Genomic DNA, 19,701 nt, shown 5'->3' on the forward strand with positions numbered 1-19,701 from the left:
CGACCTTGATGATGATCCTCGGCATAGTCGTCTTCGCGTTCGGCCTGCTGGTCTCGATCGCGTGGCACGAGCTGGGGCACCTGTCCACGGCCAAGCTCTTCGGCATCCGCGTGCCCCAGTACATGGTCGGCTTCGGCCCGACCATCTTCTCGCGGAAGAAGGGCGACACCGAGTACGGGATCAAGGCCATCCCCTTCGGCGGCTACATCCGCATGATCGGCATGTTCCCGCCCGGACCCGACGGCAGGCTGGAGGCCCGCTCCACATCGCCCTGGCGCGGCATGATCGAGGACGCCCGCTCGGCGGCCTTCGAGGAGCTGCAGCGGGGCGACGAGACCCGCCTCTTCTACACCCGCAAGCCCTGGAAGCGGGTCATCGTGATGTTCGCGGGCCCGTTCATGAACCTGATCCTGGCGGTGGCGCTGTTCCTCACCGTCCTCATGGGCTTCGGCATCTCCCAGCAGACCACCACGGTCAGCTCGGTCTCCCAGTGCGTCATCGCCCAGAGCGAGAACCGCGACACGTGCAAGAAGGGCGACGCGGCCTCCCCGGCCGCGGCGGCCGGCCTGAAGCCCGGTGACAAGATCCTCGCCTTCAACGGCGTCCGGACCAACGACTGGAACAGGCTCTCCGACCTGATCCGCTCCACCCCCGGCAAGGCGGTCCCGATCGTGGTCGACCGCAAGGGCAAGGAGGTCACCCTCCACGCCACGATCGCCAGCAACCAGGTCGCCAGGAAGGACTCCAGCGGCCAGATCGTCGAGGGCAAGTACGTCACCGCCGGCTTCCTCGGCTTCAGCGCGGCCACCGGCATCGTCAAACAGGACTTCGGCCAGTCCCTGACCTGGATGGGCGACCGCGTCGGTGACGCCGTCGACTCCATCGCGGCCCTGCCCGGCAAGATCCCCGGCCTGTGGGACGCGGCCTTCGGCGACGGCAAGCGAGCCCCGGACTCCCCGATGGGCGTGGTCGGCGCGGCCCGCGTGGGCGGCGAGATCTTCACCCTGGACATCCCGGCCACCCAGCAACTGGCGATGTTCGTGATGCTGGTCGCGGGCTTCAACCTCTCCCTGTTCCTCTTCAACATGCTCCCTCTGCTGCCGCTGGACGGCGGCCATATCGCGGGTGCGCTGTGGGAGGCGCTGCGCCGGAACGTGGCGAAGGTGCTGCGCCGGCCGGACCCCGGCCCCTTCGACGTGGCGAAGCTGATGCCCGTCGCCTACGTGGTGGCCGGGATCTTCGTCTGCTTCACCCTTCTCGTCCTCGTGGCGGACGTTGTCAACCCGGTGAAAATCACCTAGTCACATGGAGTTTGTGGCGGCCTGCGACGCTCTGTCGCAGGCCGTCTTCCATTGGGCGGGTTTACGGCCGTGGGGGTCCCCCGCCGAGTGGTTCGAGGTGGGGGAGTGCTGGGGCCCTTGCACGTGCCGTAATCTCGAAGCCTGGAGCCCGTTGTTCCGGGACCGGACCTTGATCCACGACTTGGGGTTGCACAACAGATGACTGCGATTTCTCTCGGCATGCCGTCCGTTCCGACCAGGGTTGCCGAGCGGCGGAAGAGCCGGCAGATCCAGGTCGGATCCGTGGCGGTCGGCGGCGACGCCCCCGTGTCCGTGCAGTCGATGACCACGACCCGTACGTCCGACATCGGGGCCACCCTGCAGCAGATCGCCGAGCTCACCGCGTCCGGCTGCCAGATCGTGCGGGTGGCCTGCCCGACGCAGGACGACGCGGACGCGCTCGCCACCATCGCGAGGAAGTCGCAGATCCCGGTGATCGCCGACATCCACTTCCAGCCCAAGTACGTCTTCTCGGCGATCGAGGCCGGCTGCGCCGCGGTCCGGGTGAACCCCGGCAACATCAAGCAGTTCGACGACAAGGTCAAGGAGATCGCGCGGGCCGCCAAGGACCACGGCACCCCGATCCGCATCGGCGTCAACGCCGGCTCCCTGGACAGGCGTCTGCTGCAGAAGTACGGCAAGGCGACCCCCGAGGCCCTCGTCGAGAGCGCCCTGTGGGAAGCCTCCCTCTTCGAGGAGCACGACTTCCGGGACATCAAGATCTCGGTCAAGCACAACGACCCGGTCGTGATGATCGAGGCGTACAAGCAGCTCGCCGCCCAGTGCGAGTACCCGCTGCACCTCGGAGTGACCGAGGCCGGTCCGGCCTTCCAGGGCACGATCAAGTCGGCCGTCGCCTTCGGCGCGCTGCTGTCGCAGGGCATCGGCGACACCATCCGCGTCTCCCTCTCGGCACCGCCGGTCGAGGAGGTCAAGGTCGGCAACCAGATCCTGGAGTCCCTCAACCTCAAGCAGCGCGGCCTGGAGATCGTCTCCTGCCCGTCCTGCGGCCGCGCCCAGGTCGACGTCTACAAACTGGCCGAGGAGGTCACCGCGGGCCTGACCGGCATGGAGGTCCCGCTCCGCGTCGCCGTCATGGGCTGCGTCGTCAACGGCCCCGGCGAAGCCCGCGAGGCCGACCTCGGCGTCGCCTCCGGCAACGGCAAGGGCCAGATCTTCGTCAAGGGCGAGGTCATCAAGACCGTCCCCGAGTCCAAGATCGTCGAGACCCTCATCGAGGAGGCCATGAAGCTGGCCGAGCAGATGGAGGCGGACGGCACCCCCTCGGGCGAGCCGTCGGTCTCAGTGGCGGGCTGAGCGAACTTCGGGCTGAGGAAGACGTCGGGCTGACGGGACTTTTCGAGCGCAGGTCGGCAACCTTCAGCCCGTCCGGGGTTCGAGGACGAGGCCGTTCAGGCCGAAGCCGGGGGCCGGGGGCGGCAGCCCCCAGCGACGGCACCTCAGCCAAGGGCCACTTGACAACGGACAGCAGTCCAATAGGGGGGCGGCGCGGCTCAGCTTCCGCAGGTACAGTGCGCAGATCAGCAGAACCTCAGGGTGAGGGCCCGCACGTGTTGACGCAGACCACCTCACGGGTGCTCGAACCGAGCGACCTGGACGCCGCGCTCGCCGTCCTCGACCGCGAGCCGGTCGCGAACGCCTTCGTGACGTCGAGGGTCCAGGTCGCGGGCCTCGACCCGTGGCGGCTCGGCGGCGAGATGTGGGGCTTCTACGAGGAGGGCATGCTGACCTCCCTGTGCTACGCGGGCGCCAACCTGGTCCCGATCTGCGCCACCCCGCGCGCCGTGCGCGCCTTCGGTGACCGCGCGCGCCGGGCAGGCCGTCGCTGTTCGTCGATCGTCGGCCCCGTCGACGCCACCACCCTGCTGTGGCGGCTGCTCGAACCCAGTTGGGGTCCCGCCCGGGACGTCCGGCCCCACCAGCCGCTCATGATCACCGACAGCATGCCCGCCGACATCGCCCCGGATCCCTACGTCCGCCGCATCCGCAAGGACGAGATGGAGACGATCATGCCGGCGTGCGTGGCGATGTTCACCGAGGAGGTCGGCGTCTCGCCGCTCGCCGGGGACGGCGGACTGCTGTACCAGGCCCGGGTCGCCGAACTCGTCGGCTCCGGCCGCTCGTTCGCCCGCCTCGACGAGCACGGCAAGGTCGTCTTCAAGGCGGAGATCGGCGCGGCGACCGACCGGGCCTGCCAGATCCAGGGCGTGTGGGTGGCCCCCGAGTACCGGGGACGCGGGTTCGCGGCGCCGGGCATGGCCGCCGTGCTGCGGTACGCGCTGGCGGACGTGGCCCCGATCGCCAGCCTCTACGTCAACGACTTCAACACCCCGGCGCGAAGGGCGTACCAGCGGGTGGGCTTCCAGGAGGTCGGCGCGTTCATGAGCGTCCTCTTCTAGAGGGCACGTCACGGGCTGTTCTGACGCTCGGACGATCCCTGTACGCTCCCCACATGCGTCTTCCCGGTCACGGTCACCGCCGCCGCCCCGACGACATCGTGATCGGCCCCCTCGACCTCTCGGCCCACGTCGACGAGGCCCTGGCCGTCCAGGCCGTCGCCTTCGGTCTCGGCGCGGACGAGGTGGCCGTACGCCGCCAGATCGTGCTGCGTCACATGACCTACCCCGGTGCCAGGGCGCTCGGCGCCACCGTCGCAGGACGCCTCGTCGGCTTCGTCTACGGCATGCCCAACGACCGCGCCCACTGGTGGTCCACCGTCGTGGAGCCCTACGTCCGGGCGCGGGGACACGAAGACTGGCTCGACGACTCCTTCGTCATCACCGAGCTGCACGTCCACCCCGGCCACCAGAACCTCGGCATCGGCCGCACCCTGATCACGAACATCACCGACGCCGCCTCCGAGCCCCGCTCGATCCTGTCGGCGATCGACGTGGACAGCCCCGCCCGCGGCCTCTACCACTCCCTCGGCTACGAGGACCTGGCCCGCCAGGTCCTCTTCCCGAGCGCCCCGAAACCGTATGCCGTGATGGGCGCCCCGCTGCCCCTGCGGCGCCGTTAGGCCCTCTCTTCCGGACCAGGCCCAAACCGATTTCCACCGGAACCGGCCCCCCGGCTAACCTCCTTGCCATCACCCTTACCCGGCAGGAGTACGAGAACCATGGCGAACGCACCGGTCCAGCGCATGTCCCAGTTGATGGCCAAGACGCTGCGTGACGACCCGGCGGACGCCGAGGTGCTCAGCCACAAACTCCTCGTCCGCGCCGGCTACGTCCGCCGCACGGCCGCCGGCATCTGGTCCTGGCTCCCCCTCGGCAAGAAGGTCCTCGCCAACGTGGAGCGGATCGTCCGTGAGGAGATGGACGCGATCGGCGCCCAGGAGGTGCTGCTCCCCGCCATCCTGCCCCGGGAGCCGTACGAGGCGACCGGCCGCTGGGACGAGTACGGCCCCGAACTGTTCCGCCTCCAGGACCGCAAGGGCGGCGACTACCTGCTCGGCCCGACCCACGAGGAGATCTTCACCCTGCTGGTGAAGGACCAGGCGTCCTCCTACAAGGACCTGCCGGTCGTCCTCTACCAGATCCAGAACAAGTACCGCGACGAGGCCCGTCCGCGGGCCGGCATCCTGCGCGGCCGCGAGTTCCTCATGAAGGACTCCTACTCCTTCGACACCGAGGACGAGGGCCTGGCCCGGTCCTACGCCCTGCACCGCGACGCCTACCAGCGGATCTTCGAGCGCCTCGGCCTCGACTACCGCATCTGCGCCGCGACCGCGGGCGCGATGGGCGGCTCCAAGTCGGAGGAGTTCCTCGCCCCGGCCGAGGCCGGCGAGGACACCTTCGCCGACTGCCCGAACTGCGACTTCGCGGCCAACACCGAGGCGATCACCTACGAGTTGAAGCCGGTGGACGCCGCCGGTGCGGCCGCGGTCGAGGAGATCCCCACCCCGGACACCCCGACCATCGAGACCCTCGCCGCGCACCTCGGCGTCCCCGCCTCCGCCACCCTCAAGAACCTCCTGGTGAAGGTCGACGGCGAGATCGTGGCGGTCGGCGTCCCCGGTGACCGCGAGGTCGACCTGGGCAAGGTCGAGGCGCACTTCGCCCCAGCGGCAGTCGAGATGGTCACCGAGGCGGACTTCGCGGGCCGCCCGGACCTGGTCCGCGGCTACGTCGGACCGCAGGGCCTGGGCGAGAAGGTCACGTACATCGCCGACCCGCGCGTGGCCCCCGGCACCTCCTGGATCACCGGCGCCAACAAGGACGCCACGCACGCGAGGAACGTCGTCGCGGGCCGTGACTTCGAGGTCGGCGAGTACGTCGACGTCGTGGTCGTCCAGGAAGGCGACCCGTGCCCCAAGTGCGGCACCGGCCTCAAGCTCGACCGTGCCATCGAGATCGGCCACATCTTCCAGCTCGGCCGCAAGTACGCCGACGCCCTCAAGCTCGACGTCCTCGGCCAGAACGGCAAGCCGGTCCGCGTCACCATGGGCTCCTACGGCATCGGCGTCTCCCGCGCGGTCGCGGCACTGGCCGAGCAGACCGCCGACGAGCAGGGGCTGTGCTGGCCGGCCGAGGTCGCCCCGGCCGACGTGCACGTCGTCGCCGCCGGCAAGGCCCAGCAGATCGAGCTGGCGCTGGAGGTCTCCGAGAAGCTGCGCGCGGCCGGTCTGCGCGTCCTGGTCGACGACCGCGCCGGGGTCTCCCCGGGCGTGAAGTTCACCGACTCCGAGCTGATCGGCGTACCGAAGATCCTGGTCGCGGGCCGCCGCGCCGCCGAAGGCGTCCTGGAGCTGAAGGACCGCAGGAGCGGCGAGCGCGAGGAGCTGACCGTGGACGAGGCGATCGCCCGCCTCACCGCGTAAGGACACTCCTCGGGCCGTCCCCCGACCGTAGGGCGCGACAGAGCGTCACTACGGCGGGGACGGCCCGGCTCTCAGAGCGACGCCGGCGTACGCAACGAACTCAGAGCCACCCGGCGAACTCCAGCAACAACTCGGCATCCCTGGGCCGCCCCACCCGAAGCGCACGCACTCCCGACTCCACCGCCCGGAACAGCGTCCACCCCCGCAGCCGCTCCTGATCCACGTCCAGCGACTCGGCCAACCGCTTCACCCGCCGCCGCGTCGTCGCCGCCCCCGACGGCGAGGCGATCAGGTCCTCCACCCGATCCCGCACCAACCGCGCCAGATCGAACGCGCACTCACCCACCACCGGATCGGGCCCAACTGCCAGCCAGGGCATCCGTTCACCGGCGAGCACCTTGCTCTGCCGAAAGGTCCCGTGCAGCAGCCGATCCTCGGGCGGCGCCACCAGCAACTCCTCGCGCGCCCCCACCGCGGCATCGACCAGCACGGCCACTTCCGCCACCGCGGACGCGGTCACCCGCATCGCCTGCGCCTGCCGGCCCGTCCGCTCGGCGACGGTCTCGAAGGAGTGAGTGGCCGGCGGCTCGACCCACAGCCGCCGCAGTGTCCCCGCCGCCTCCAGCAGCGCCTTCGCCTCGGGCAACGACCGCACGGACACATCCGGATACAGCCGCTCCAGCAGCAGCACACCCTCGGCCTCAGGCTCGTCCAGCAGCTGTACGGCACCCGACCCGCCCCAGTGCGCGAGAGCGCGCCGCTCGCTCTCCGGGCGGGCCCGGCGGGGGGCCAGCTTCAGCACGGCGGGGGTCGCGTCCGGCCGCCGCACCAGCACGACCAGGCTGCTGCGCCCACCGGGCACCTGCACCCGCTCGACGGTCAACTCGCGTAGCGCGACAGCCTGCTGGGCCGCGTCGGGCAGCTTCTCCAGCCAGTCGTCGCCGTCCGGTGCCGTCTCACCGAGCGCCCTCACCAGACGCTGCGGCGGTGCGAAAACCATGCGCGAGTCGTTCCCTTCCAGTACGCGTCACGCCTTGGGAGCCGGCGAGGCCGAGGCGGTGGCCGCCCGCTCGGCGAGCCCAGGGAAGGCTACGCTCTCGCCGTTCCAGCGCACCGCCCGCACCGCCGCCTCCCGCAGCGCCCCGGCCGCCGAGCGCCGCCGCTCGCCCCCCGTCGCCCGCACCAGGTCGGAATACACCCCGGCCACCCGGTCCTCCAGCTCGGCGGCGAGCCGCACGGCCGCGGCCGGGTCCGGCACCGGGAACGGCAGCGCGTACCCCGGTGCCGCGGCGACCGGCGTGCCGCCCAGGTCCCGCACCTCGCGCACCAGTGCGTCACGCCGGGCCCGGTGCGCGTCGTACGCCGAGCGGGCCTCCACGCGCCGGTCCGCGCCGATCCGGCCGCCGACGACCCCGTAGCCGTACACCGCGGCGTGCTCGGCGGCCAGCGCCGCCTGCAGGGCCTTCAGCTCCTTCTGGTCGCTCACCTGGCACCCTCCGTCAGCAGATACGCGTGCGCCGCCCCTGCCGCCGCCACCGAGGCCAGCAGCCGTGCCAGCTCGCCCGGCAGGTCGAGGAGCGCCGCTGTCCGCCGGTCGGCGAGCGCACGCTCGGCGGCGGCCAGCTCCGCCAGGGCGTCCTTCTCGCTCACCGGCTCGGCGGCCGAGGGGGACGCAGAGGTCTCCGGGGCCGAGGTCTCCGGCGCCGTGGGGGAGGAGGCCCTGCCGACCGTCCCCCCGAACGCCTCCGTGTGCCGTGCGACCTCCGCCCGCAGCGGCCCCAGCCGCTGCGACACCGCGGGATGCGCGGCGATCACTGCGTCGTACCGTCCGAGCATCCCCACGCTCTCCCGGGCCGCAAGCGCGCGTGCCTTCTGGATGACGGACGGGCTGCCACCGGTGCTCTCCCCGGAGTCTTCGGAACCGCTGGAGCAGCCCACCAGCAGGGTGGCGCCGGCGGCCGAGGCGAGCAGGGATCTTCTGCGCGGCCCCGAGGGGGTGCGCGGTGCGGGGGGGTGCGGCACGGGAGACGTCCTCGGGGAGCTCGTACGAACACACGGGCGGGAAGGGCCGCCGGTGATCACGGTACCCGCGCATCCCCCCGACGCACGTCACCGCCTCGACTGCCCAAGAGGCGCCCGGCCCCGCCGGAGACACACGTGGGCGGCAACACGCTCTGCGACCGGATACCCTTTGACCAGACACGCGACCTTCCCACAACAGCACACGCGGCCGAGGAGTCACCCGGATGAGCACCACCCAGAGCGAGAGGCTGCGAGAGCTTCTGGAACCGCTCGTCAGCTCAGAGGGGCTGGATCTCGAAGAGATCGCAGTGGACTCCGTAGGACGCAAGCGGGTGCTGCGCGTCGTCGTCGACTCCGACACAGGTGCCGACCTCGACCAGATCGCCGATGTGAGCCGCGCGCTCTCGGCGAAGCTCGACGAGAGCGACGCGATGGGCGGCGGTGAGTACACCCTCGAGGTCGGAACCCCGGGCGCGGAGCGTCTCCTCAAGGAGCACCGGCACTACCTGCGCGCCCTGGAGCGGCTGGTCAGGTTCCAGCTGACCGACGGCGACGAGCTGGTCGCCAGGATCCTGAAGGTCGACGACGAAGGCCTCGACCTCGAAGTGCCCGGAGTCAAGGGCCGCAAGGCCACCAGCCGCAGACTCGCCTTCGAGGACATCGAAAGGGCGCGTGTGCAGGTCGAGTTCAACCGCAAGGACAAGAAGGAAGAGGAGGCGTAGCCGTGGACATCGACATGAGTGCCCTGCGGGGCTTGGTTCGGGAGAAGGAGATCTCCTTCCCCCTGCTGGTCGAGGCGATCGAGTCGGCCCTCCTCATCGCCTACCACCGCACCGAGGGAAGCCGCCGCCACGCGCGCGTGGAGCTCAACCGGGAAACCGGCCACGTGACGGTGTGGGCGAAGGAGGACCCCGAGGACCTCGAAGAGGGCCAGGAGGCCCGCGAGTTCGACGACACCCCGTCCGGCTTCGGCCGTATCGCCGCGACCACCGCCAAGCAGGTCATCCTGCAGCGGCTGCGCGACGCCGAGGACGACGCGACGCTCGGCGAGTACGCCGGCCGCGAGGGCGACATCGTCACCGGAGTGGTCCAGCAGGGCCGCGACCCGAAGAACGTGCTCGTGGACATCGGCAAGCTCGAGGCCATCCTGCCGGTGCAGGAGCAGGTGCCGGGCGAGACCTATCCGCACGGGATGCGGCTGCGGTCGTACGTCGTACGAGTGGCGAAGGGCGTCCGCGGCCCGTCCGTCACCCTGTCGCGCACGCACCCCAATCTGGTGAAGAAGCTCTTCGCCCTGGAGGTGCCGGAGATCGCCGACGGGTCCGTGGAGATCGCCGCGATCGCCCGCGAGGCCGGCCACCGCACCAAGATCGCCGTCCGGTCCACCCGGTCCGGGCTGAACGCCAAGGGCGCGTGCATCGGCCCCATGGGCGGACGGGTGCGCAATGTCATGGGCGAACTGAGCGGCGAGAAGATCGACATCGTCGACTGGTCGGACGACCCGGCGGAGATGGTCGCGAACGCGCTCTCCCCGGCCCGGGTCTCCAAGGTGGAGGTCGTCGACCTCGCCGCCCGATCCGCGCGCGTGACGGTGCCGGACTACCAGCTGTCCCTGGCGATCGGCAAGGAAGGGCAGAACGCCCGCCTCGCGGCCCGGCTGACCGGCTGGCGGATCGACATCCGCCCGGACACCGAGCAGCCCGAGGACCAGCGCGGGGAATAGATCCAAGCCGCGGATGGCTTAGATCACGACAGTTGTATGCGCGGAACTGTTCGATTCTTGCCCCAAAGGGGTGAGGTCGTCAGGGGGAGGTAGACTTAGGAGTGTCTGGCCGGACGCGCGCCCGCGCATGCCCTGAGCGCACCTGTGTGGGGTGCAGGCAGCGAGCGGCCAAGAAGGATCTGCTGCGCATCGTGGCGGTCGAGGGTGAATGTGTCCCCGATCATCGCGGTACGCTGCCCGGCCGGGGTTCGTATGTGCACCCCGCCCAGGTCTGTCTCGACCTGGCGGTACGCCGCCGGGCGTTCACGCGGGCGTTGCGCGCCCCGGGAGCGCTCGACACAAAGGCGTTGCGCCTCTATGTCGAGCAGGCAACACCGTAAGAAGCGTCGTACGGAACCCCCGTGCGGCCCTGGTACCCCGCGAGTTGGAAGTAGGTCGAGATTGCGATGAGCACTCGATGAGCACGCGATGAGTACGCCCATGAAGTAGCGACGGTCCGGACGCAACCCGGACCTAAAAGGAGCGAAGTGGCTAAGGTCCGGGTATACGAACTCGCCAAGGAGTTCGGGGTTGAGAGCAAGGTCGTCATGGCCAAGCTCCAAGAACTCGGTGAATTCGTCCGTTCGGCGTCTTCGACCATCGAAGCGCCCGTTGTCCGCAAACTGACGGACGCCCTCCAGCAGGGCAACGGAGGCGGCAAGTCCGCCCCCGCACGCAAGGCTGCCCCGGCTCGTCCGGCAGCCCCCTCTCCCGCGCAGGCCGCCCGTCCGGCCGCCCCGCGCCCGCCGGCCCCCAAGCCGGCCGCCGCCGAGAGGCCCGCGGCTCCCGCCGCGCCGGCCGCTCCCGGCCCCCGTCCCACCCCGGGCCCGAAGCCCGCGCCGCGGCCCGCCCCGGCGTCCCCGGCTCCGACGACGCCCGAGTTCACGGCACCCCCGGCGGCTCCCGCCGCTCCGGCCGCCTCCTCGGGCTCCGGCTCCGGCACGGCCCCCCGTCCGGGCGCTCCGCGTCCCGCCGGCCAGGCTCCGCGTCCGGGCGCCCGTCCGGAACGTCCCGGCCAGGGTGGCCAGGGCCGCAGTGACCGCGGCGACCGCGGTGACCGTGGCGACCGTGGCGACCGCCCCGCCGGTCCGCGTCAGGGTGGCGGCGCTCCGCGTCCCGGTGCCCGTCCGGCCGGTCCCCGTCCGGGCAACAACCCGTTCACCTCTGGTGGTTCCACCGGCATGGCGCGCCCCTCGGCGCCCCGTCCCGGCGGTGCCCCGCGTCCCGGCGGCCAGGGCGGTCCGGGTGCCCCCGGCGGTGCTCCGCGTCCGCAGGGCCAGGGCGGTCCGCGTCCCCAGGGCGCCTCGGGCGGTCCCCGTCCGCAGGCTCCGGGCGGCTCGCGTCCGACTCCCGGCGGCATGCCCCGTCCGCAGGGCGGCGGCCCCCGTCCCGGCGGCGGCCCCGGCGGTAACCGGCCGAACCCCGGCATGATGCCCCAGCGTCCGGCTGCCGGCCCGCGTCCCGGTGGCGGTGGCCCCGGCGGCCGCGGTCCCGGCGGTGGCGGTCGTCCCGGTGGCGGTGGCGGCGGTCGTCCCGGTGGCGGTGGCGGCGGTTTCGCCGGTCGTCCCGGTGGTCCCGGTGGCGGTGGCGGCGGTTTCGCCGGTCGTCCCGGTGGTCCCGGTGGCGGTGGCGGCGGTTTCGCCGGTCGTCCCGGCGGTCCCGGTGGTGGCGGCGGTGGCCGTCCCGGCTTCGGCGGCCGTCCCGGTGGTCCGGGTGGCCGTGGTGGCACGCAGGGCGCCTTCGGCCGTCCCGGCGGTCCCGCGCGTCGTGGTCGCAAGTCGAAGCGGCAGAGGCGCCAGGAGTACGAGGCCATGCAGGCCCCGTCGGTCGGCGGCGTGATGCTGCCTCGCGGCAACGGACAGTCCGTCCGCCTGTCGCGCGGTGCGTCCCTCACCGACTTCGCCGAGAAGATCGGCGCCAACCCGGCGTCGCTCGTCGGCGTGATGATGAACCTCGGCGAGATGGTCACTGCCACGCAGTCCGTCTCCGACGAGACGCTGAAGCTCCTCGCGGACGAGATGAACTTCGTCCTCGAGATCGTCAGCCCCGAGGAGGAGGACCGCGAGCTGCTCGAGTCCTTCGACATCGAGTTCGGCGAGGACGAGGGTGGCGAGGAGTTCCTCGTCGCGCGTCCGCCGGTCGTGACCGTCATGGGTCACGTCGACCACGGTAAGACCCGCCTTCTCGACACCATCCGCAAGACGAACGTCGTCGCGGGCGAGGCCGGCGGTATCACGCAGCACATCGGTGCGTACCAGGTCACGACCGAGGTCAACGAAGAAGAGCGTCGCATCACCTTCATCGACACCCCGGGTCACGAGGCGTTCACCGCCATGCGTGCCCGTGGTGCCAAGTCGACCGACATCGCGATCCTCGTGGTGGCGGCCAACGACGGTGTGATGCCCCAGACGATCGAGGCGCTGAACCACGCCAAGGCGGCCGACGTGCCGATCGTGGTCGCGGTCAACAAGATCGACGTCGAAGGCGCCGACCCGACGAAGGTGCGCGGTCAGCTCACCGAGTTCGGTCTGGTGGCCGAGGAGTACGGCGGCGACACGATGTTCGTCGACATCTCCGCCAAGCAGGGCCTCAACATCGATGCCCTTCTGGAGGCCGTGGTCCTCACCGCGGACGCCTCGCTCGACCTGCGGGCCAACCCGGAGCAGGACGCGCAGGGTATTGCGATCGAGTCCCACCTCGACCGCGGCCGCGGTGCCGTCTCGACGGTCCTGGTTCAGCGCGGCACGCTGCGCATCGGCGACACGATGGTTGTCGGCGACGCGTACGGCCGTGTCCGGGCGATGCTCGACGACAACGGCAACAACGTCGAGGAAGCGACTCCGTCGACTCCCGTCCTGGTCCTGGGTCTCACCAACGTCCCGGGCGCCGGCGACAACTTCCTGGTTGTCGACGAGGACCGCACGGCCCGTCAGATCGCCGAGAAGCGCGCGGCGCGTGAGCGCAACGCCAACTTCGCCCGCCGGGGTGTCCGGTTCTCCCTGGAGAACCTGGACGAGGCCCTCAAGGCCGGTCTGGTGCAGGAACTCAACCTCATCATCAAGGGCGACGCGTCCGGTTCGGTGGAGGCTCTCGAGTCCTCGCTGCTCCAGCTCGACGTCGGCGAAGAGGTCGACATCCGCGTCCTGCACCGCGGTGTGGGTGCGGTCACCGAGTCGGACATCGACCTGGCGACCGGCTCCGACGCCATCGTCATCGGCTTCAACGTCCGCGCTGCGGGCCGCGCGGCGCAGATGGCGGAGCGCGAGGGCGTCGACGTCCGGTACTACTCGGTGATCTACCAGGCCATCGAGGAGATCGAGGCGGCCCTCAAGGGCATGCTCAAGCCGGAGTACGAGGAGGTCGAGCTCGGCACGGCGGAGATCCGCGAGGTCTTCAAGTCGTCCAAGCTGGGCAACATCGCCGGTGTCCTGGTCCGCTCGGGAGAGGTCAAGCGCAACACCAAGGCGCGCCTCGTCCGCGACGGCAAGGTCATCGCGGAGAGCCTCAACATCTCCGGTCTGCGTCGCTTCAAGGACGACGTCACCGAGATCCGCGAAGGGTTCGAGGGCGGTATCAACCTCGGCAACTTCAACGACATCAAGGTCGACGACGTCATCGCGACGTACGAGATGCGCGAAAAGCCGCGCGTCTGATCCCAGCACGCGATCGGGGCCGGTCGGCGGGGCAGTTCCCTCAGGGAATTTCCGTCGATCGGCCCCGGCCGTTGCGTGTACGGTTCCCGTATCGGCGTCGAAGCGTGGCGCCCGTACCCCGAACCGGCGGGACATCCGGATACACATGTATGTGGGGACTCTGTCCTTCGACCTGCTCCTCGGCGACGTCCACTCGCTCAAGGAGAAACGCTCTCTCGTCCGTCCGATCGTGGCCGAGCTCCAGCGCAAGTACGCGGTGAGCGCGGCGGAGACGGGCAATCAGAACCTCCACCGCAGGGCCGAGATCGGGCTGGCGGTGGTCTCCGGGGACACGGGACACCTCACCGACGTACTGGACCGCTGCGAGCGGCTGGTCGCCGGGCGGCCCGAGGTGGAACTGCTCTCGGTTCGACGCAGGCTCCACAGCGACGAAGACTGAAGCAAGAAGTAAGCACTTAAGGAGACGGACCAGTGGCCGACAACGCGCGTGCCAAAAGGCTGGCGGACCTCATCCGAGAGGTGGTGGCCCAGAAGCTGCAGCGCGGGATCAAGGACCCGCGGCTCGGCTCGCACGTCACCATCACGGACACCCGGGTCACCGGTGACCTGAGGGAGGCGACCGTCTTCTACACGGTGTACGGGGACGACGAGGAGCGGGCGGCCGCGGCCGCCGGCCTGGAGAGCGCCAAGGGCGTGCTCCGCTCCGCGGTCGGTGCGGCGGCGGGCGTGAAGTTCACGCCGACACTGGCGTTCGTTGCGGACGCCCTGCCGGACACCGCGAAGACCATCGAGGACCTCCTCGACAAGGCGCGCCAGTCCGACCAGCAGGTGCGCGAGGTCTCGGCGGGCGCCACGTACGCCGGTGAGGCCGACCCGTACAAGAAGCCGGGTGAAGACGAGGACGACACCGCCGAATGACCCAGAAGAACCGGACGCCCGACGGGCTTGTCATCGTCGACAAGCCGTCGGGCTTCACTTCGCACGACGTGGTCGCCAAGATGCGCGGGATCGCGCGCACCCGCCGCGTCGGGCACGCCGGCACCCTCGACCCGATGGCGACGGGCGTGCTCGTCCTGGGCGTCGAGAAGGCCACCAAGCTGCTCGGTCACCTCGCGCTGACCGAGAAGGAGTACCTGGGCACGATCCGCCTCGGGCAGACGACGGTCACGGACGACGCCGAGGGCGAGATCACGAGGTCGCTGGACGCCTCGAAGGTCACCCGGGAGTCAGTCGACGCCGGGATCGCCGAACTGTCCGGGGACATCATGCAGGTGCCGTCGAAGGTGAGCGCCATCAAGATCGACGGTGTGCGCTCGTACAAGCGGGCGCGCGAGGGCGAGGAGTTCGAGATCCCCGCCCGGCCGGTCACCGTCTCGTCCTTCGCGGTGTACGACGTGCGCGACGCCGTCGCCGAGGACGGCACCCCGGTGCTGGACCTGGTGGTGTCCGTCGTCTGCTCCTCCGGCACCTACATCCGGGCCCTGGCCCGCGATCTGGGCGCCGGCCTGGGCGTGGGCGGACACCTCACCGCCCTGCGCCGCACCCGCGTCGGCCCGTACAGGCTGGACTCGGCCCGGACGCTGGACCAGCTGCAGGAGGAGCTGACCGTGCTGCCGATCGCCGAGGCGGCCGCGGCCGCGTTCCCGCGCTGGGACGTGGACGAGAAGCGGGCCCGGCTGCTCACCAACGGCGTACGCGTCGAGATGCCCGAGGAGTACGCGTCGCGCGGGCCCGTCGCCGTCTTCGATCCCGAGGGGCGCTTCCTGGTGCTCGTCGAGGAGCAGAAGGGCAAGGCGAAGAGCCTGGCCGTCTTCGGCTGAGGCTCGGAGACGGCGGACGGCGGACGGCGGACGAGGAACCAGGGGCAGGGACACCGAGGCTGCCGCCCGTGGAGCGGCGATCACGGGGTTGCACCGCCGCTCCACGGTCCCCCTCGGTTCCCCCACCCCTAGGGTGTATCCACCGACCCCCGTCTGTTCACCCGTGCGGGCAGGCGCTCGGAGTGAACCGAGGGAGCGGAAGGGGGCGCGTTCGCCACGCGATCTGTCCCGCTGATCACCGCGCGCCTAACGTCGAAGTGAGGGCACAGGTGTACGGCGGGGAGGTTCGGCCATGGCGGGAGGGGACCCGCGGACCGGGGGCGGACACCGGCAGGGGGATGGTGCGCGGACCGGACATTCCGGTGACGTGGACCAGCCGCCAGCCCGTGACGACGCCCTGGTCCGCATTCACGACCTTGCCGGCCGCCCCCGTGGCACCGGCTTCGTGGCCGACCATCACGGCACCGTCATCACCAGCCACGAGGCTGTCGACGGACTGCCCAGGCTCGTGCTGCACGCCGCCGGTGACCGCACCTGCCTCGTGACGGCAGAGGCGGTGACCCCGCTGCCGGCCCTGGACCTGGCCCTTGTCCGCACCGAGGGCCTCGGCGTGGACCCGCTGCCGGTCACGGTGCGGGACCGGGTCGAGACGGGCACCTATGTGCGGATCGCCGCCGGATGCTGGCGTGAGGCGCGGGTGCTCGGTGCCGTCTCCGTGACGTACGCGGCGACGGACTGCTTCCATCTCCTGGACGACGCACTGGAGTTGGCGATCGGCACGGCCGGCCGGGACGCGCTGCGGCTGGGCGGCGGGGCGGCCGGGGGACCGGTGCTGGACGCCGGGACCGGCGCTGTCGTCGGCGTCCTCGGCACCGCGCTCCACTCCGGCCGGCGCGACGCCGGATTCGCTGTCCCGCTCCTCCCCGCCAGGAGCGGCCCGCTCGCCGACCTGCTCGCCCGGAACGCGGCGACGGTGCCCGGTTACGGACCCGACCTCAACCTGGCCGGCGTACTGGAGCTGACGGCGACGTCCGTGGGGCAGGACGGCCCGCCGGGGACACTGGCGGGTTACGTCGGCCGGGCCGACGCTTCGGTCGAGCCGGTCGAACGGGCCGCGACAGCACGGGAGTTCACCGCCTTCGCGCAGAGCCGGGCCAAAGTCCTCGGCCTTGTCGGAGCACCGGGCAGCGGCCGTACGACAGAACTGGCGTCCCTCGCCGCCCGACGCAACCGGGGCCCCGAACCCGCCCCCACGTTGTGGTTGCGCGGCGCCGACCTGGAGGACGACGACACCTCGATCGCGGACGCGGCCCGCCGGGCACTGACCCGCGCCGCCCGCATCGTCACCGCGTCCGCGACGACGACTGTCGCGGACCTCGGCGACATCACACCGGAGCGCCTGGCCCAGGCGGCGTTCGCGGCGGACCGTCCCCTGCTGCTCCTCCTGGACGGCCCCGAGGAGATGCCGGCGGTCCTCGCGCACCGCCTGCGGAAGTGGACGCAGGGGACGGCGACTTGGCTGCGGGAGACGGGGGCGCGGTTGGTGGTGGCGTGCCGGGAGGAGTACTGGGAGGGGGCGGGAGCGGAGTTTCCCGCGGAGTTGCTGTTCGGCGGGTCGATGGTTTCGGCACGTCCGTCTGAGGACGAGGCCGTTCGGCCCGAGGCGGGGGTCCGGGGGCGTGGCCCGGGGGAGGGGACAGGCAGGGGCGGCGGGGGCGGCCGTAGCGATCAGCGGCTCCGCCGCGGGGCCTGCGTCCGCCTCGGCGACCTGCAGGACGACGAGGCCCGAAAGGCCCGCGCACGCTACCGCATCCCCGAAGGCACCCTCACCGACCCCGACACCCGCCACCCCCTCACCCTCCGCTTCCTCTCCGAGGTGCGCGCCGCCCTCCAGGACGCCCCGCACGCACGCGTGGACCGCGACGACGTCTTCTCGGCCTACCTGGACCTGATGTGCCTGCGCATCGCCGTCAGGCTGGCGGCCGAGAACGGCCTGCGCGGCACGGCCGTACGCCGCCTGGCCGCCAAGGTCTCAGGCCAGGTCCACGAGGCCGCCCGCCGCAGCCTCGGCCCCGGGCAGGGCGAGCTGGACCGGGAGACGTTCGAGGCGGTGTTCCCGTGGGGCCAGGCTCCCGCGCGGCTCGGCGGCGGCAGCGGCTGGGCGTCCGCCGTCCTCACGGAAGGCCTCCTCATCCCCGCCGGCACCGGCTACCGCTTCGCCCACGAGGAGCTCGCCGACTGGATCCAGGGCATGCACCTCGACCTCGACGAGGCCCTGCGCGTCCTGGTCCACCGTCACCGCACCCCGGACGCCGCCCGCCCGTTCTCCGTCCCGCACCATCGCATCGGCCCGGTCGTCCAGGCGCTGCTGCTGGTCGCCCGGCAACAAGGAGCCCCCCAACTAGCCGCCCGGCTGAAGGAGTTGGCGCACGCTCCGGAGAGGGACCCGCACTCCTGGTGGGCCTCCCGCCTGCTCACCGAAACCCTGCTGCGCGTACCGGACGCCACGCCGTACCTGACGGTCCTACGGCAGCTCGCCGACCGGCTCGCGGCGGCACGCGGGCAGGGCCGCCCGGACGCGCGGGGGCAGGGACGTCCGGACGCGCGCGGGCAGGAGCTGCTGGATCCGTGGGGGCAGGAGCGCACGGATCCGTGGGGACAGGATGGGCTGGATCCGTGGGGGCAGGAGCGCACGGATCCGTGGGGACAGGAAGGGCCGGATCCATGGGGACAGGAGCGCCCGGATGCCCGGGGGCAGGGCCGCCCGGACGCGTGGGGACAGGGCTGCCTGGATCCGCGGGAGCAGGGGTGGCCGGATCCGCAGGGACGGGACCGCCTGGAATGGGGACAGGAGCGCCCGGATGCCCGGGGGCAGGGCCGCGCGGACTCCCGGGAGACAGTCGGCGATGACGGTGCTGTCCCCGTCCCCGCCCCCGCTGTCGCGGATGCCTTCGCGCCCGGCTTCTGGACCGCCCTGGCGATCCCGCGGACCGAGTGCTTCGAACTGCTCCGCGTCCTCCTCCTCGCCGACGGACCGCAGGACACCGCCCCTCGTTTCCTGGACGCCGCGAGCGGCCTTCTCGCCGCAGACGCCACCGCCGTACAGCCCCTTCTCACACGCTGGTTCGACGACGACCGGCCGCTGCCCGCGACCCCGCACGCGACCGTCGCGAAGGCGGCGCAGGCGCTGTTGCACACCCATCGGCGCCTCGCCCTGGACGACCTGACCGAGGTGCTCGTCGAGTGTGCGCACCGCAGGGCGGACGAGTTGCTCGCCGTGCTGGCCGAGGACGAGCCGTCGGCGGTCTGCCGGGCCGTCGACCGGTGGGCGCACGACGAGCGGCCCGCGCGGCGGGTGGCGGCGGTGGCGTACGGCCTGCGTGCCACGCCCCACGTCCGCACCGAGGCCGACCGTGAACTGCTGCGCTACGCGGCCCTCGCCCTGCTCGCCCGCCCCGCCGACAGCTCCCTGCACGGCGGCGCGCTCGCCCTCCTCGTGCGGGACCCACGCACGCGTGCCCGCCATCTCCCCCAGGCGCTGCGGCACTTCGCGGCCGGCGACCCGCACTTCCCGCCAGGCGCACTGGTCCCCGCCCTCGCCACGCACCCGGAGCCGGTCCTGGACGCCTTCCGCGACCGGCTGCGCAGTCCGGACGCCGGTCAGGCGCTGCGCACGCTCGCCGACGTCACCACGCCCTCACTCGCCCGACGGGTCGCCGCCCTCGTGCACGAGGCCGTGGAGCGGCGCCCGGAGACCGCCGTCGACGTGGCCGGGTACGTCGACCGGCGCCTCGGTCAGGGGCCGTCGGCCAGGGCCGTGCTCTTCCCCCTGGTCACCGGCCTTCTGGACGGCGGTCCGGAAGAGGTCCGGGCCGCGCTCGCGACCGTACTCGCCGCTCCCGGCATCCCCGCCTCCCGCCTGCAGCGCCGCGAACTCCTCGACTTCCTGCTGGCCCACGAACAGGCCCCCGCCGTCCTGGACGCCCTGCTGCAGGCGGCAGGCCGGTGCGGCGGCGACGACGTACGCGACCTCGTGCACCGCACCGGCCTGCTCCTCGTCCGCACCCCCGACGGCGCGGCCCGGTTCGACCGCGCTCTGGTCGACCTGGGCCGGCAGGTCCCCGGCTTCGCCGCCCGCATGGCCGGCTGGCTGACCGACACACCGCAGGCCTGGGCGGCGGTGGTGGGACCCAGCACCCGCCGCATGATCGAGAACCTGTCCGGCGTACGAGCGCCCGTCTGAGCTGTGCTCCCGCGTGCG

At 71.9% G+C, this 19,701-nt stretch carries 16 protein-coding genes; 13 read left to right on the plus strand and 3 right to left on the minus strand.

Features of this window, described 5'->3' with window-relative positions; translation table 11 throughout:
* Positions 1-8: 8 nt before the first annotated feature.
* The 5 genes from ACYUED_RS32085 to ACYUED_RS32105 all read left to right on the plus strand — a co-directional run bounded on the left by ACYUED_RS32085 (position 9) and on the right by ACYUED_RS32105 (position 6,183).
* On the plus strand, positions 9-1,301 hold the full coding sequence (locus ACYUED_RS32085) for a M50 family metallopeptidase (RefSeq protein ID WP_491294529.1): 1,293 nt from the start codon (positions 9-11) through the stop codon (positions 1,299-1,301).
* 198 nt (positions 1,302-1,499) lie between these two features.
* Complete coding sequence (gene ispG / locus ACYUED_RS32090; protein WP_491287770.1) at positions 1,500-2,657, plus strand: flavodoxin-dependent (E)-4-hydroxy-3-methylbut-2-enyl-diphosphate synthase; 1,158 nt, start codon at positions 1,500-1,502, stop codon at positions 2,655-2,657.
* 254 nt (positions 2,658-2,911) lie between these two features.
* Positions 2,912-3,760, plus strand: a complete 849-nt coding sequence (locus tag ACYUED_RS32095; protein ID WP_491287772.1) for a GNAT family N-acetyltransferase — start codon at positions 2,912-2,914, stop codon at positions 3,758-3,760.
* A 53-nt stretch (positions 3,761-3,813) separates the two neighbouring features.
* Complete coding sequence (locus tag ACYUED_RS32100; protein WP_491287773.1) at positions 3,814-4,380, plus strand: GNAT family N-acetyltransferase; 567 nt, start codon at positions 3,814-3,816, stop codon at positions 4,378-4,380.
* Between the two features lie 99 nt (positions 4,381-4,479).
* A complete protein-coding gene (locus ACYUED_RS32105) occupies positions 4,480-6,183 on the plus strand; it encodes a proline--tRNA ligase (RefSeq protein ID WP_491287775.1) in 1,704 nt (567 codons plus the stop codon).
* A gap of 100 nt (positions 6,184-6,283) precedes the next feature.
* On the opposite strand, the gene ACYUED_RS32110 is transcribed toward ACYUED_RS32105, so the two are convergent.
* Genes ACYUED_RS32110 through ACYUED_RS32120 form a run of 3 tightly spaced genes read right to left on the minus strand, consistent with a single transcriptional unit; the run spans position 6,284 to position 8,205 of the window.
* Complete coding sequence (locus tag ACYUED_RS32110) at positions 6,284-7,183, minus strand: aminoglycoside phosphotransferase family protein (protein WP_491287777.1); 900 nt, start codon at positions 7,181-7,183, stop codon at positions 6,284-6,286.
* Between the two features lie 27 nt (positions 7,184-7,210).
* On the minus strand, positions 7,211-7,669 hold the full coding sequence (locus ACYUED_RS32115) for a ferritin-like domain-containing protein (RefSeq protein WP_491287779.1): 459 nt from the start codon (positions 7,667-7,669) through the stop codon (positions 7,211-7,213).
* Positions 7,666-8,205, minus strand: coding sequence for a hypothetical protein (locus ACYUED_RS32120; protein WP_491287780.1), 540 nt, complete (start codon positions 8,203-8,205; stop codon positions 7,666-7,668). The genes ACYUED_RS32115 and ACYUED_RS32120 overlap by 4 nt, the downstream gene beginning before the upstream one ends.
* A gap of 224 nt (positions 8,206-8,429) precedes the next feature.
* On the opposite strand from ACYUED_RS32120, the gene rimP reads away from it, so the two are divergent.
* The 8 genes from rimP (at position 8,430) to ACYUED_RS32160 (ending at position 19,683) form a co-directional block, all read left to right on the plus strand.
* Complete coding sequence (gene rimP, locus ACYUED_RS32125; protein WP_491287782.1) at positions 8,430-8,927, plus strand: ribosome maturation factor RimP; 498 nt, start codon at positions 8,430-8,432, stop codon at positions 8,925-8,927.
* Positions 8,928-8,929: 2 nt separating this feature from the next.
* Positions 8,930-9,928 (plus strand): transcription termination factor NusA, encoded by a 999-nt coding sequence (nusA, locus tag ACYUED_RS32130; RefSeq protein ID WP_266522303.1) that lies wholly within the window; start codon positions 8,930-8,932, stop codon positions 9,926-9,928.
* Positions 9,929-10,029: 101 nt separating this feature from the next.
* A complete protein-coding gene (locus tag ACYUED_RS32135) occupies positions 10,030-10,308 on the plus strand; it encodes a YlxR family protein (protein ID WP_491287785.1) in 279 nt (92 codons plus the stop codon).
* Positions 10,309-10,455: 147 nt separating this feature from the next.
* Positions 10,456-13,620 carry a translation initiation factor IF-2 gene (gene infB, locus ACYUED_RS32140; RefSeq protein WP_491287787.1) on the plus strand — a complete coding sequence of 1,055 codons (3,165 nt, stop codon included), beginning with the start codon at positions 10,456-10,458 and terminating at the stop codon, positions 13,618-13,620.
* 145 nt (positions 13,621-13,765) lie between these two features.
* Positions 13,766-14,059 (plus strand): DUF503 domain-containing protein, encoded by a 294-nt coding sequence (locus ACYUED_RS32145; protein ID WP_020122665.1) that lies wholly within the window; start codon positions 13,766-13,768, stop codon positions 14,057-14,059.
* A gap of 32 nt (positions 14,060-14,091) precedes the next feature.
* Positions 14,092-14,538: a 30S ribosome-binding factor RbfA gene (gene rbfA / locus ACYUED_RS32150; protein WP_266522312.1), complete on the plus strand. Its 447-nt coding sequence runs from the start codon at positions 14,092-14,094 to the stop codon at positions 14,536-14,538.
* Positions 14,535-15,440: a tRNA pseudouridine(55) synthase TruB gene (gene truB / locus ACYUED_RS32155; RefSeq protein ID WP_491287792.1), complete on the plus strand. Its 906-nt coding sequence runs from the start codon at positions 14,535-14,537 to the stop codon at positions 15,438-15,440. Before rbfA ends, truB begins: the two co-directional genes overlap by 4 nt.
* A gap of 292 nt (positions 15,441-15,732) precedes the next feature.
* Positions 15,733-19,683 (plus strand): trypsin-like peptidase domain-containing protein, encoded by a 3,951-nt coding sequence (locus ACYUED_RS32160; protein ID WP_491287794.1) that lies wholly within the window; start codon positions 15,733-15,735, stop codon positions 19,681-19,683.
* Positions 19,684-19,701 lie beyond the last annotated feature (18 nt).

This window comes from Streptomyces sp. DF42 (assembly GCF_058267695.1).

Bases quoted from the DNA above. Each gene is read 5' to 3' on its own strand.
- ACYUED_RS32160 (WP_491287794.1), top strand. From the start codon at position 15,733: ATGGCGGGAGGGGACCCGCGGACCGGGGGCGGACACCGGCAGGGGGAT.
- ACYUED_RS32085 (WP_491294529.1), top strand. From the start codon at position 9: ATGATGATCCTCGGCATAGTCGTCTTCGCGTTCGGCCTGCTGGTCTCG.
- ACYUED_RS32100 (WP_491287773.1), top strand. From the start codon at position 3,814: ATGCGTCTTCCCGGTCACGGTCACCGCCGCCGCCCCGACGACATCGTG.
- ispG (WP_491287770.1), top strand. From the start codon at position 1,500: ATGACTGCGATTTCTCTCGGCATGCCGTCCGTTCCGACCAGGGTTGCC.
- ACYUED_RS32145 (WP_020122665.1), top strand. From the start codon at position 13,766: ATGTATGTGGGGACTCTGTCCTTCGACCTGCTCCTCGGCGACGTCCAC.
- ACYUED_RS32105 (WP_491287775.1), top strand. From the start codon at position 4,480: ATGGCGAACGCACCGGTCCAGCGCATGTCCCAGTTGATGGCCAAGACG.
- rimP (WP_491287782.1), top strand. From the start codon at position 8,430: ATGAGCACCACCCAGAGCGAGAGGCTGCGAGAGCTTCTGGAACCGCTC.
- ACYUED_RS32110 (WP_491287777.1), bottom strand. From the start codon at position 7,183: ATGGTTTTCGCACCGCCGCAGCGTCTGGTGAGGGCGCTCGGTGAGACG.
- truB (WP_491287792.1), top strand. From the start codon at position 14,535: ATGACCCAGAAGAACCGGACGCCCGACGGGCTTGTCATCGTCGACAAG.